Annotated in this window: 13 protein-coding genes and 6 pseudogenes; 15 read left to right on the forward strand and 4 right to left on the reverse strand. The window is 51.6% G+C overall.

From position 1 onward, the window contains the following. Positions 1-10: 10 nt before the first annotated feature. Entirely contained in the window at positions 11-619 is a 609-nt protein-coding gene (locus tag BLS62_RS30130) for a recombinase family protein (RefSeq protein WP_093191785.1), read from the reverse strand. A gap of 349 nt (positions 620-968) precedes the next feature. Here BLS62_RS30130 and BLS62_RS30615 point away from each other — a divergent pair. The 4 genes and pseudogenes from BLS62_RS30615 to BLS62_RS30145 all read left to right on the forward strand — a co-directional run. Beyond that, positions 969-1,088 (forward strand): annotated as a pseudogene (locus BLS62_RS30615) (IS5/IS1182 family transposase); the annotation flags it as partial. A 195-nt stretch (positions 1,089-1,283) separates the two neighbouring features. Continuing rightward, a pseudogene (locus tag BLS62_RS30135) lies at positions 1,284-1,532 on the forward strand (transposase); the annotation flags it as partial. 150 nt (positions 1,533-1,682) lie between these two features. Next, positions 1,683-2,699: pseudogene (istA, locus tag BLS62_RS30140) on the forward strand (IS21 family transposase); the annotation flags it as partial. A gap of 91 nt (positions 2,700-2,790) precedes the next feature. After that, complete coding sequence (locus tag BLS62_RS30145) at positions 2,791-3,927, forward strand: ISAs1 family transposase (protein ID WP_093191553.1); 1,137 nt, start codon at positions 2,791-2,793, stop codon at positions 3,925-3,927. Here BLS62_RS30145 and BLS62_RS31180 read toward each other — a convergent pair. Then, complete coding sequence (locus BLS62_RS31180) at positions 3,914-4,132, reverse strand: hypothetical protein (RefSeq protein ID WP_159436616.1); 219 nt, start codon at positions 4,130-4,132, stop codon at positions 3,914-3,916. The genes BLS62_RS30145 and BLS62_RS31180 overlap by 14 nt on opposite strands. A 59-nt stretch (positions 4,133-4,191) precedes the next feature. Between BLS62_RS31180 and BLS62_RS30150 the strand changes: the two genes are divergently transcribed. The 9 genes and pseudogenes from BLS62_RS30150 (at position 4,192) to BLS62_RS30190 (ending at position 10,613) form a co-directional block, all read left to right on the forward strand. Next, entirely contained in the window at positions 4,192-4,401 is a 210-nt protein-coding gene (locus BLS62_RS30150; RefSeq protein WP_093191558.1) for a hypothetical protein, read from the forward strand. Positions 4,402-4,480: 79 nt separating this feature from the next. Then, on the forward strand, positions 4,481-4,819 hold the full coding sequence (locus tag BLS62_RS30155; RefSeq protein WP_093191562.1) for a transposase: 339 nt from the start codon (positions 4,481-4,483) through the stop codon (positions 4,817-4,819). Next, positions 4,816-5,079, forward strand: a complete 264-nt coding sequence (gene tnpB, locus BLS62_RS30160; RefSeq protein ID WP_093175362.1) for an IS66 family insertion sequence element accessory protein TnpB — start codon at positions 4,816-4,818, stop codon at positions 5,077-5,079. The genes BLS62_RS30155 and tnpB (BLS62_RS30160) overlap by 4 nt, the downstream gene beginning before the upstream one ends. 614 nt (positions 5,080-5,693) lie before the next feature. Further along, positions 5,694-7,211, forward strand: coding sequence for a group II intron reverse transcriptase/maturase (gene ltrA, locus BLS62_RS30165; protein ID WP_348271876.1), 1,518 nt, complete (start codon positions 5,694-5,696; stop codon positions 7,209-7,211). A gap of 67 nt (positions 7,212-7,278) precedes the next feature. Beyond that, positions 7,279-7,437 carry an IS66 family insertion sequence element accessory protein TnpB gene (tnpB, locus tag BLS62_RS30170; protein WP_143521489.1) on the forward strand — a complete coding sequence of 53 codons (159 nt, stop codon included), beginning with the start codon at positions 7,279-7,281 and terminating at the stop codon, positions 7,435-7,437. Positions 7,438-7,500: 63 nt separating this feature from the next. After that, positions 7,501-9,120, forward strand: coding sequence for an IS66 family transposase (locus tag BLS62_RS30175; protein WP_093180813.1), 1,620 nt, complete (start codon positions 7,501-7,503; stop codon positions 9,118-9,120). Between the two features lie 21 nt (positions 9,121-9,141). After that, a pseudogene (gene istB / locus BLS62_RS30180) lies at positions 9,142-9,762 on the forward strand (IS21-like element helper ATPase IstB); the annotation flags it as partial. A gap of 77 nt (positions 9,763-9,839) precedes the next feature. After that, complete coding sequence (locus tag BLS62_RS30185) at positions 9,840-10,427, forward strand: IS5 family transposase (RefSeq protein WP_093191572.1); 588 nt, start codon at positions 9,840-9,842, stop codon at positions 10,425-10,427. Between the two features lie 33 nt (positions 10,428-10,460). Then, entirely contained in the window at positions 10,461-10,613 is a 153-nt protein-coding gene (locus BLS62_RS30190; RefSeq protein ID WP_348271878.1) for an integrase core domain-containing protein, read from the forward strand. Positions 10,614-10,810: 197 nt separating this feature from the next. On the opposite strand, the gene BLS62_RS30195 is transcribed toward BLS62_RS30190, so the two are convergent. Next, the gene (locus BLS62_RS30195) at positions 10,811-11,473 is read right to left on the reverse strand and encodes a class I SAM-dependent methyltransferase (RefSeq protein WP_093191577.1); all 663 of its coding nucleotides are present in this window, start codon (positions 11,471-11,473) and stop codon (positions 10,811-10,813) included. A gap of 161 nt (positions 11,474-11,634) precedes the next feature. Between BLS62_RS30195 and BLS62_RS30200 the strand changes: the two are divergent. After that, positions 11,635-11,960, forward strand: a pseudogene (locus tag BLS62_RS30200) (DDE-type integrase/transposase/recombinase); the annotation flags it as partial. A 43-nt stretch (positions 11,961-12,003) separates the two neighbouring features. On the opposite strand, the pseudogene BLS62_RS30205 reads toward BLS62_RS30200, so the two are convergent. Further along, positions 12,004-12,522: pseudogene (locus BLS62_RS30205) on the reverse strand (IS5 family transposase); the annotation flags it as partial. On the opposite strand from BLS62_RS30205, the gene BLS62_RS32865 reads away from it, so the two are divergent. Beyond that, positions 12,461-12,871, forward strand: a complete 411-nt coding sequence (locus BLS62_RS32865; RefSeq protein WP_348271877.1) for a DDE-type integrase/transposase/recombinase — start codon at positions 12,461-12,463, stop codon at positions 12,869-12,871. The pseudogene BLS62_RS30205 and the gene BLS62_RS32865 sit on opposite strands and share 62 nt — an antisense overlap. Positions 12,872-12,898 lie beyond the last annotated feature (27 nt).

Consider the following 12,898-nt stretch of genomic DNA (forward strand, 5'->3'; position numbering starts at 1 on the left):
GCAACCTCTCTTAGGTTTCGACCTCATCTGTCTGTGGCGCTTCCTGCGCTTCCAATTGCAAGCGATGGTAGATTGAAGATCTGCTCACCCCAGCAAGCGTTGCAGCTTTCGCGATACCTTGCCACTTCCCGTTGTTATCTGGATGAGGTGTTATGTGCGGCCTTAAAGCTTGCCATTGTTCGTCGGTTAACTTTTGCGGCCTGCCGAGCTTCACACCCGCAAGTTTAGCACTTTCCAAGCCTGACCGAGTACGCTCGCGAATTACGTCACGCTCAAATTGCGCAAATGCTCCCACCATATGAAAGTAGAGCATTCCGCCTGGGCTATTCGTATCAACCTGTTCCTTAATGGAGTGTAGATGCAAACCACGCTGCTCCAGATCCTCCATCAAAGCAAGGAGGTCTTGCAGGGATCGGGAAAGACGGTCCAGCCGCCAAACGACAATGGTATCCCCGTCTCGTGCTTTATCGAGAAGGCGAGCAAGCTGGGGCTTAACAACAGCGTTGCCCCTCACCCCTTTGTCAGCAAGAATCTCCTCGCAACCAGCATCGCTCAAAGCTTGCTGTTGCATTCTTAGATTCTGCTCTTCGGTAGAGACACGAACATAGCCAAAAATCATTTTTGCAGCCTGTTTGTCCAAAAACATAAATATTGATAAGATGCGACAATAGGAAATGAAATCTAACCCACTGTATTTGCTAATTATATTATGGCTTCAGCATGTACACAAGTCGATGTACAAAAATAAAACAAATGAATTACTTTTGTACATTCGCAAAAAACAGGTTCAAAAACCCAGTATTTTCAATGCACCCTTGGCCGTTATGGACATGTACAATAACGGTGGTTAATGTTCAGCATCTGCAGGATGCTCAATCCAGTCTTCACGGCTATGGCGCACACATGTTGCATAAATACGCTTCCGGCGTATATTCCGGCTGATATTTCCTTCAATGAAGATTCACTTCATGCCGTTTAAAGCCAATGCTGATCGCCGACATAAGTTTGCCAAAGCCAAATACAAAGTGACGAACTGGTCGAAGTATAATGAAAGCTTGCGTCGTCGCGGCGATGTCACGGTTTGGATTGAAGAGAGCGCTGCCAAGGCTTGGTTTGCACCCCACGGCTAACGCATGAAGCAATTTGAAGCAAATTTTGGCAGCCAGAAGACAACTTTTGCCTGTATTTTTGAAACAAATTTACAGAATTGGCCCTAACATATTCCCACTCGACATCAAGTTAGGTTAGAAATGCCTTTCATGCGTTAGCCCTGGTTTGCACCCGAGAACCAACGACGTGGACGGCCCGCCAAGTTTTCAGAGCTTGCCATTGAAACCTGTTTGCAGATCCGGGTCGTATTCGGTCTTGCTTTGAGGCAGACTCAAGGGTTTGTGAGGTCTGTGTTCCATTTGATGGAGTTGGTTTTACCGGTTCCTGACTTTTCAACCCTGTCGCGCCGCGCAGATGGCTTGAAACTTTCAAAACCCAAACCGCGAACGAACTCTGAGCCAGTAGCGCTGGTAATCGATAGTTGTCAGTGCTGGATGTATTCTCCCCATTTGTGCTGCTTGAAAATTCCCCACTTTCGCAGCTTTGACTTTTGATTGAAGGGGCATGCCCCTTCAATCAAAAGCTGGCCAAACTCTCCCTCACGTTCCGGTTGGAAAAAGGGGTGCGGAGGGGTGGTCAATCTCGGGAAGATCGTAATGATCCATAATTTGAAGCAGCAAGGCTTGTCTATAAGTGCCATAGCGCGCAAAGCGAGCCTGGATAGAAAGACAGTCGCTAAATATCTGCACCAAGGCCTTGAAGCCCCTGTTTACGGACCTCGTCAGCGTGATGGGCGTATGCTGGAGGACTACAAAGACTACTTGCTTGAACGCCTGGAGCGGTTCCCAGGCCTGTCTGCCCGGCGCTTACACCGTGAGTTAAAGGCACTGGGATTTGAAGGCGGTTACTCCACTGTAACGGAGTATCTTCGCGAGCTTCGCCCAGCTTCGGCACGCCCGTTCGAACGACGCTTTGAGACAGCACCCGGCCAGCAGGCACAGGTGGATTTTGCTGAATTTCAGGTAGAGTTCACCAGTGAACCGGGCGTGACGCGCAAAGTCTTTTTGTTTTCTATTGTTCTTGGTAATTCTCGGTTTGTGTGGGGACGCTATTGTTCCAATCAAAAACTGGAAACAGTCCTGCGCTGTCATATTGCAGCCTTTGAAGCCTTCGGCGGTGCCACACTGGAGGTGCTGTATGATCGCATGAAGACAGCCGTTTTGGGAGAAGATCCAGATGGTACTGTTCGCTTTAACCCATCTCTTGTCGCTCTTTTGGACCATTATGGCGCTCAGCCGGATGCTTGCCAGCCATACCGGGCCAAGACCAAAGGTAAGGTCGAGCGTCCATTTCGCTACATCCGGCAGGATTTCTTTCTCGCTCGCACATTCCGCGATCTGGGTGATCTCAATGCCCAGTTCACAAGATGGTGCGAGGACTTTGCCAATGCCCGCGTTCATGCCACTACCAATCGTGTCGTGAAGGAGGCTTTCTGCGCGGAACAGCCTGCTCTGATCCCTTTGCCAGCACACCCTTATGATGCTGTTTTGCTGGTGGAACGACGGGTGACACATGAAGGCATGGTCTCAGTTGCAGGGAACCTTTATTCAGTGCCTGACACCGTCAAGAAGCGCAGGGTTGAAGTCCACGGCTAACGCATGAAACCTGATTTAGGATTCACAACATGAATCCAATAGGTTAGATGATTCTTCTCGAAACGAGGGGGACGCTGTGATTTTCATGAACTTACTGGAAAGCTTCGGGCAGATTAATGACCCACGCCAAGGGTGCAAAACAGAGCATCTATTGGGGGATATTCTAGCGATTTCGGTGTGCGCAGTGCTGGCGGGTGCTGAAAGCTATGAGGATATTGCCGATTACGGCCATTGTAAGCATGACTGGTTGTGCCAGTTCCTCACTCTTCCCAATGGCATCCCTTCGCATGACACGTTCCGGCGGGTGTTTATGCTGATTGACGCGAACCAGTTTGAAGCTTGCTTCCTGCACTGGACCCGAACGGCTTTCACTAGAACTACGAATGACGGGGAACCGGATCATATTGCTATTGATGGTAAGACTATGCGGCGATCATTTAACCGGCGCACCGGGCAATCACCGCTTCATGTTGTGAGTGCATTTTCCACCGGCAGCGGCGTGACACTGGCACAGCGTGTGGTGAGTGAAAAGGCGGGAGAAACCACTGTCCTTCCTGACCTGCTGGCCGGACTAGAGCTGACCGGCAGCTTGATCAGCCTGGATGCACTGCATTGTTATAAAGCAATATCGCAAACAATTGTAAACTGCGGCGCAGATTATCTTATCGCCTTGAAAGGTAACCAGAAAAAAGCCCACCACGAAGTAAAAGGTTATTTTAAGAGGAATGCGTTCGACATGTCAGGTCAATTGCGTCCGGTTGCCGATACAATTGACAACAATCATGGGCGAGTGACCCGACGCCGAGCCTTTGTTTGCGAAGACATCAGCAAGCTGCAAACTTTGCAAGACTGGCCGAAACTAGCGCAAGTTCTGGCAGTAGAAACAATTTCTTCCCTCAATCATGTCCATGGCGGAGGACCTTCCAAAGTCACTGCCGATATTCGTTATTTTCTCACCAGCGCCGAGGCTTCGCCTGTCGTTATTGCCGCTGCGATCCGTAATCATTGGGCCATCGAAAGTCTGCACTGGGTGCTTGATGTTGGATTTCGAGAGGACGACAGCCGCATTCGCGACCGGAATGCAGCCGCAAATTTAAGTGTCTTGAGGAAGATTTCTATCAACCTTGTCAAAGCCGACACAACGCGCAAGGGCAGCATTAAAAGGCATCGAAAAACAGCAGGCTGGAACAACGACTATATGCAAAAAATCATAAGCTTATAGTTTCATGCGTTAGCCGTGGGTTGAAGTCCAGCATCATCCGCAAGAGGTTCGCATCTATGAAGAGGGTCAACTGGTTGCCACCCACCCGGTATTGGAAGGCAAGAACCAGCGTCAGGTTGACCCACATCATCGTAAAGCCCTTCCACGGACAACACAGCGCCGCCGTGGCGGGAAAGAGCCAGCCAAACACAGCGGTGTAAGTCAACGCCCGCTGGAGTTCTATGAAGCCGTAGGCCAGCGACTTGCCAGGGCGGGAGGCAAACCATGAGTTCTCTTAGTAAACGTATTCAGTCTTCACTGGTGGGCTTGAAAATGCCTCGGGCATTAGAGGTGCTCGACCACACGCTCAGCCAGCTGGAACAAGGCGAGCTCACAGCACTGGAGGCTTTAGACAGTCTGCTCAATGAAGAGTATTCAACGCGCGAAGGTCGCCGCATTGGTGTCGCTCTGACAACAGCCCGCCTTACACCGTAACCGTCCGCTCAGTACCGCCTTACTTGGTTGCATTTGATTGAGTATTTTCTTCTTCAGTTTCAGCTGAGGAGGCAAGTCATTGTTGGATGAATCGAGGCCACGGCGGTCGTGGACACGGGTAGAAAAGGCGGCAATCACTGCGCAAGTTGGGGTTGATGGAGCAACGCTGTTTGATGTTGCGCAGAGCCATGGTGTCGGCCGGTACTTGCTGAAGCGATGGATGGCTCAGTACTGCGAGAGCAACACAAGTGAAAACACGAAGGCTCCCATTTTTGTGCCTGTTGTTGTTACTGATCCTGAGCCTTCAGGACCCACCGTTATTGAGGTTGGGCTCGGGAACGGTCGCAGCCTGAGGGTTTCCAGTGACTTAAGTGATGCGCAGGTTCGCCGGTTTATTGGGCTGGTGGAAGCGACATGATCGGGCCGGGAACAGGTGTGCGGGTTTATCTTGCGTGCGGTGTGACGGATATGCGCAAGGGCATTGCGGGTCTGGCCGCTTTGGCGGAGACGGAATTACGCCAGCGCCCGGCAAATGGCGCCGTGTTTGCGTTTCGCGGCCGGCGCGGCGACCGGATCAAGTTGCTTTACTGGGATGGTCAGGGATTTTGCCTTTACTACAAGGTGCTGGGTGCGCCTCGAACCTGGTTTCGACCGGGGCGCTTATGTTTGGAATTCTAGTGAAAGGAGGGGTTTCCTTTAACAGACCGTCCTTTACTGCGAAAGGGCGAGAGCCGAAGCGGCGGTGATTTGTCGTGAACTGGCAAGGTGACGTAGCCCGTGGGATAAAGAGATGTGCGACGAAGCCATTAAGTCAAGACCCATCTTCAGGCTGAGTATTGGAAGGTTGAGGAACACGAACCGGCTAAACCGTATCTGAGGGGCTGAATTGTAGCCTCCGCCTACATGGCTTAACAGGCGGAACATCGGTCGCGCCATGGATTTCATGACCGGAAGCGCGCAAACCGACAGCGTACTCCAGAAACGCTTTCGAGGGTGTCGTCAACTTATGCAGTTTGTTGGCGATGGCCGATGCCGACTTGCGGGACGCAAGGGAAAAGACTACGGCCGGCAGCCTAACCAATACGCTTTAAGTCCAACATAGGAACGAGGGAAGGCGTGTGCCGAATGAGGTTGGTATATTTAATACTCGCAAGGGAGTTCACCCCGATGACGGCCACGCTGGCGGAGTTCCCGTAGTAGTCCGGGATAGGGAAAGCCTGTCACATGGCGAAGGGGAACAGTTCAAGCTGCTTAGGGCTGCACATTAACTGACCACAACGAGGTGAAGACCTTTGATAATCAGCGACATGCAACACAAGCTTGCGAAATGGGCGCAGGACGAGCGAACCAGAAGATTTGATCGCCTCTTACGCTTAATTGCTGATCGGACTTGGCTGACTGAGGCTGCCCGGGTTGCCTTGGCGTCGAGCGGCGCAAAGACCCCGGGCGTAGATGGCGTGGACCGAGATCGTTTCCGACAAAATGAGGAGGAACTCCTTGCGACGTTGGGGCGATCTCTGCTGGATGGGACCTATGCGCCCGCTCCAACACGACGCGTCTACATCCCGAAAGGGAACGGAAAGCTGAGACCGTTGGGAATACCGACACTGACGGATCGCATAGTACAGCGCGCCATGTTGATGGCGATGGAGCCGATTTGGGAAAGCGACTTCAGTCCTTACTCATATGGTTTCAGGCCACAGCGTAGCGTGCACCACGCGATCCGGGCCGTTTTGATGCAGACAACGGATGGCAGGAACACAAAGGGTCGCTGGGTGATCGAAGGTGACCTGGCAAGCTACTTTGATACTGTCCATCACCGCAAGCTGCTCTCGTGTGTGCGCAAGCGCATCCGGGACAAACGGTTTATCGCACTGCTCTGGAGGCTTTTGAAGGCAGGTCACATCGATAAAGGCCTCTTCTGCGCCGCCAGCAAGGGCGTTCCTCAAGGCGGGGTTCTTTCTCCGCTTCTGTCCAACATTATGCTCAATGAGTTTGATCGTTGGATGGATGAGAAATTCCTTGGAAAAGCAGCGCGCAACAAACGTCGTGGTTGGAATGAGAGCGTCAGAAAAGCCAGCCCTGTGGCGGTTCGTGAGAACCGCTGTCGCAGACCGGCAGTGTCCTATTGCCGTTATGCCGATGACTTTGTTGTCATCGTCAAAGGCACGAAGGCACAGGCGCTCGCGGTACGCGAGGAATGTCGAGCATTCCTGGAAGGCGATCTGGCATTGACGTTAAACATGGAGAAAACCCATGTCACTCATGTTAATGATGGGTTTGTCTTTCTCGGTCACCGGATCATTCGCAAACGCGGTCCCCGTGGCGTGATGCGACCAGTAACAACCATTCCCCGGGAGAAAACCAGGGGGTTCAAATACCGCATGGTTAAGGCTCTTTGCGGCGACCACAACATGGCCCATAGCGACATGATTAAGCGGCTAAACCGTCAACTCATGGGTTGGGCAAACTTCTATCAGTTCACCGATTACACATCCAAGGTCTTCCAGCACGTCGATACCGTCGTGTTCTGGAAAATGGCACATTGGCTGGGGCGCAAGTATCGCTCGCGCATCTCTCGTCTGATGCGAAAGTGGTTCGCGCGGCCGGATGGCTTAAAAGCCAAGACATGGATGGTGCACTCGATGACGAAAGAAGGAGTACGCGTTTCAAGCATCTTGTACCGGCTAACCAATCATCAGCGCGGGCAATTCCGCTGGAAGACACCACGTTCAAATCCTTATCTTCGGGAAAAGAACGAGGCTCCTTTCTACGAAACCCACTATCGTGGTCTCGTGCTGGCTTTCTAGCCAAGCTTGAATGGAGAGCCGTATGCGGTGAAAGCCGCACGTACGGTTCGGAGGGGAGAAACGTCAGCTGTGGCTGACGTCTCTTACCCTACAAAAGGGTCGGTTCCCGTGGCCTTCACCAGTCGATGGCTCAGCCCGACTTACCTCAGCACAGCTGGCCATGCTGTGGGAAGGGATGGACTGGAGACGCCCCAGTTGGGGAGCTCCGCCCGCTCGAATGGGGTGAATATCTTGGGTTTTGAATGGGGTATTACTTTGATATTGGAGATATATGAGGTAAAATATCCATATGAACCAGTCTCTTAACTCCCTTCCTGATGATCCAGTTTTACTCAAGGCCATGGTGCTGGCGTTGCAGGGAAAGGTTGAGAGTTTACAAGCCAATGAGCAGGCCCATCTGGTTCTGATCACATGGTTCAAACAAGCTTTGGCCAAGTTGCGCAGGCAACGCTTTGGCGCATCTTCAGAAAAGATCGACCGCGAGATTGCCCAGCTTGAACTGGCGCTGGAAAACCTGGAGACTGCCCACCCATGCCAGGAGCCGGAAGATGAGCAGTTGCCCGTGCCGGAACTGGCCACCTCCACACTTGAAGAGCCCCCCAAACCGACCCGCGGCAAACCTCGGGTGCGTAGCGATGTGGAACGCGAGCGGGTCACTCTGCAGTCACCCAAAGCGTGCCCCGAGTGTGGCGGCGAGCTGCGGCTCATCGGGGAGGATGTGTCTGAGCTGGTGGAGTTCATCACCGCAAAGCTAAAGGTGATTGAAACGGCGCGGCCCAAGACGTCCTGCCGGGTGTGCGAGAAAATCGTGCAAGCTCCAGCACCAACCCGACCCATTGAAAAATCCAGTGCCGGAGCCAGCTTACTGGCGCATATTCTGGTCTCCAAGTTCGATGATCATTTGCCGCTATACCGTCAGAACGAAATCCTTGCCCGGCATGGCATTGATATTCCCCGCTCTACTCTGTCGGACTGGTGCGGGCTTGCCATGAAAACGCTGGCTCCGCTGAGCGAACTGCTTAAAGCTGAGGTGATGCTCTCAGATCGCTTGCATACCGATGACACACCCATTGATGTCCTGGGTCGCCAGTTCAAGGCGGCGAGCGGTTCCGGCAAAGCTTCGAGGCAGGGCCGGATCTGGACCTATGTGCGCGATGATCGCCCCTTCGCAGGAGAGGCCCCGCCTATTGCTGCCTATTGGTTCTCCGCAAATCGCAAGGCTGACAACCCGCGATGCCACCTCAAAGAGTTTTCCGGCATTCTGCAGGCCGATGCCTATGCCGGCTACAAGCAACTTTATGACAGCGGGGACATTAAAGAAGCCGCCTGCTGGGCGCATTGGCGCCGCGACTTCCATGATATCTTCACCGCCACCAAATCAGAACTGGCCAGATACGCACTGGAGCAGATCGGTAAGCTTTATGACATTGAACGTCAGATCAGCGGAAAACCACCAGACCTGCGGCATGAAGTGAGGCAGAAGCACAGTAAACCCATCGCTCAGGCCTTCAAGGCCTGGTGCGAGGCTCAGCTTACCCGCATCTCAGGCAAATCACCGCTGGCCAAAGCCATCCGTTATGGCCTCTCCCGTTGGCACGCCTTCACCTTGTTCCTCGACGAGGGCCGCGTCGCGATCGACAACAATGCGGCTGAGCGCGCAGTCAGACCTATTGCATTGGGCCGTAAAAACTTCTTATTTGCCGGATCAATGGCCGGCGGAGAAACTCTGGCGGACGCCATGACGTTGATTGAAACCGCCAAACTCAATGGTCTCAACCCGCAGGACTATCTCACAGATGTCCTTGCCCGCATCAACGATCACATGATCAACCGCCTCCACGAGTTCCTGCCATGGAACTGGAAGCCGGACGCAAAATCACAGCGTCAAGCCCAAATCATGGCGCCTTGAGCGGACGGTTACCTTACACCCATCAAAACACTGGAAAGCTTTGACTTCACATTCCAGCCCTCATTGGACCGGGAGCGCATCATGGCTCTGGCAGAGCTGGAGTTTATCACCCGCAATGAAGTGCTTCACTTTCTGGGACCACCTGGAACCGGGAAGAGCCACCTGGCAACGGCTTTGGGAGTTGCTGCCGTTAAAGCGGGAAAGCGCGTCTATCGCATCGCCTTAGCTGACCTGATTGAAGCCTTGGCAAAAGCTGAAAGAGAAGGCCGGCTGACGGAGAAACTGCGTTTCTTTGCACGAACCTCTCTGTTGATCGTCGATGAGATTGGCTATCTGCCAATCACCACAGGAGGGGCAAACCTGTTCTTCCAACTCGTCAATGCCCGTTATGAAAAAGGCTCGATGATCCTCACGTCAAACCGTGGCTTTGCAGAATGGGGAGAGATCTTTGGCGATCGTGTTGTTGCAACCGCTCTTCTCGACAGACTGTTACATCATGCCGTTGTCATTCACATCGAAGGCGCAAGCTACCGCTTGCGCGGTCACACCGACCTTATTCCAGAGCATATAAGAGCCAACGCATCAATAACTCCTCCACCACCACCCAAACGTCGCGGAAGACCACCTAAAAAGGAGAACTAGACCTAAAAAAAAGGCTGGTCACCAAACCTCAAACTGGGGAAATTTGGTCCAGCACTTTTGGGGAAATTTGACCCAGCATTGACAATAGTACAGGCGTTAAGATCTTTGGTGCCGGAGAATGGCAGGAAACCAAGCATGGAACCAGGATAAAGCGCAGAACTTGGCGCAAAATTCACCTTGGCCTTGATCTAAATACCGGCGAAATCGTATGTTCTGAACTGACTGAGGATACGGTTGCCGATCCAGCCGTTGTGCCGGATCTGTTGGATCAGGTTGAGGGTCCGGTGGCAACGTTTTTAGGGGATGGCGCTTATGATGGCTTCACGACACGACAGGAAATAGCAAAGCGCTATGACGGTGTTGAGATCATCATTCCACCTCCCAAAACAGCTATCCCCGGCCCACAGGCTGCCACCGCCCCCACTGCTCGCGACCGGGATATTCTTGCCATTCAAAAGAACGGCAGGATGTCTTGGCAAAAGCAAACCGGATATGGTCGAAGGTCTCGAGGCGAAACCTTGATGGGCCGCTTTAAGCAGGTGATCGGGACCACGCTCAGGTCACGAAAGCTGAACAATCAGAGGACAGAGGCAAAACTTGGCGTCGCCGTCCTCAACACAATGACCGCCCTCGGACGCGCTGCGTTCAAGAAGGTTTCTGCATGATCAGATGCATGGGATTGGGCAAGCTGCAAGCTAATTTCGAATTGTGCAACAAGGCCGTTCTGGCGCACAATCAAATATGAGGAGGTCTACCTCAAAGCTTACGCCAGTGTGCCAGAAGCTAGAAAGGCCATCGGTAAATTCATCGCCTTTTATAATCAGAAACGCCCACATTCATCGCTTGACTAGAATACCCCGGATCAGGCTTATTACAATCACCCGCAGCACATAACTCAGGCTGCAGCATAATCGGAGCCGATCCGCTTATAAAACACGATCAACTGTCCAAACAAACGGGACCACCTCTGTGTGATCCTCCCAAACGCAGGAAAGCACACTTACACCTCTTTGTGAACCTCAATGATTCAATTTTCGATCGAAACGCTTTAGGTCCACTTTGACACTACGATAGTGCGTGGACAGGCTCCGGATACAGGACGGTGATAGAAGAACGTATTTACTTCAATGTTCTGAAGGCCAACAGATTTTGCTTCGCTTGCAAGGTAATGCCCTGACATAAAGTAGAAATCAGGTACATTTGGATGCTTTTGTAAAGCCTTCTCCGAAAACCGTGGTGCGTCGTTGGAAACAATGATCGTTCCATTTGGTTTCAACATGAAGTTACTTATACGTTGATAAATATTGCGAGCGTTTTGATCGACGTTCCAAAGGTGACCAAAAAAACCATCTGCATAGACGATGTCAAACTTTACTTCTGGTAAAAAATCATAAAAATCCCCCTCAATCGTAGCGATCCCTTTCTGAGCGGCATAACCTAGCGCTTCATGGTTCAAGTCGAGACCGCTTATATTGTAACCAAGACTGACTAATTCACCTTCAACGGTGGCGTTGCCACATCCTAGAGACAATATATTTGCGTCTTTGTTTGACGAGTAGCGACATAGGAGTTCCACCATCATGCGGCGATAGGCACTTGCCCAAGTGGATGGGGTGACGCTGTCGCCATAGCTTTCGCCACGCTCCCAAATGTCATAAATGGAGGATATGATTTTATCATTAATCTTATAATAATTAATTTTCTGATCCATGTAGTATCTACTTTATATTTAGGTATTTTATTAAGTTACAAACGTTCGAGAGGATATATCCCGCAAAACACTACCGCTTCCACCGCCTATAGAAAGCCCGTGTCCGTCGCGATACAGGGAATGGCCTTGCCAATTTATTTCACATTTGCTGCGCAGCCTTAATAAAGATTCCGAGTTCGTTTTCGCGTCTGATAGGCTTTCGTTTCCCTCGTGAAATCATCGCATACGCCGTATTATCGGTTTTCAATGAGCTAAACGGACGTGGAAGACCTTTTTGCTGAGCGTGGCACTATTGTCAGCCGGGAGACTATGCGGCTTTGGGTCAATCGTTTCGGGTCTCTTTTTGCAGATTGTGTTCACAAGGGATCGGCCGAAACCCAATGATGAATGGCATCTTGATGAAGCTGTGATCACCATTTACGGGGTGCAATATTGGCTATGGCGCACGATTGACGCTAACGGCGACGTGCTTGACATTCTTGTTCAGTAACGCCGGAACGCTAAGAGCCTGACACAAAAGTTTCTCAGTATTAACAATACCTTGCAATCCTACGTATGAGGGTTCTAATGTGAGCGATTGTTGCCCAGGCCTGTGACACGCTGGTTAGTTTCTCCCAATCTTTTGCCATCCTGCGACACCTCCCAATTCAGACAAACGTGCGTTCCACAACCCATCGACGTGGCAGTATTTCAAAGCCCTTCACCTGGTCAGAGCGCTTGATAATCTCGATCGTCCAGTTTCCCTGGCCGGCCAAGGCAAGACGGAGTTTATCGCCGGCATAGCCGCCGTCTGCGAAGACATGACGCAGCCATGGGAACCACCGCATTCGGGCAGCCTGGAGCTGCTGTGGAGCGCCGTCTCGATCCTGGATCGCGGCTCTATGAACGAGAATGACCAAAAGGTTGTCTAATGCGTCTGTCAGGATGTGACGTTTGCGACCTTTGATCTTCTTGCCAGCATCAAAGCCACATACTCCGCCGCTTTCTGTGGTTTTAACCGATTGGCTGTCGATCACTCCCGCTGTTGGGCTGGCCTGCCGCCCTTCCAATCACGATCCATCTGGACAAGCAAGAGATTGGTCGTCTCGAACCCATGGACTAATAACCTTTTCAATTCATTCAACTACTTTTTGGTCAGGCTCTAAGGCAGCGAAACGTTTCTTTAAGAAACTGGTCAAGAAATATGACGAGCCTCGGGTCGTTGTGACAAATAAACTGCGAAGTTACACCAAACTGGTCAAAACCCTCGCCCCTAAAGCAGACCACCGCGCCCACAAGGGTTTGAATAACAGCATAGAAAACTTTCCTCTCATTTCTATCGTCACGCAAGATCTAATGCCTTTACCCTTTGGGCCGACTATAATGCTGAAATGGCAGCTTAGAATCTGCTCAATGTGAGCTTTTAAAGCTAACTCAAAATAAGTT

This window comes from Pseudovibrio sp. Tun.PSC04-5.I4 (assembly GCF_900104145.1).
Lineage (GTDB): Bacteria > Pseudomonadota > Alphaproteobacteria > Rhizobiales > Stappiaceae > Pseudovibrio.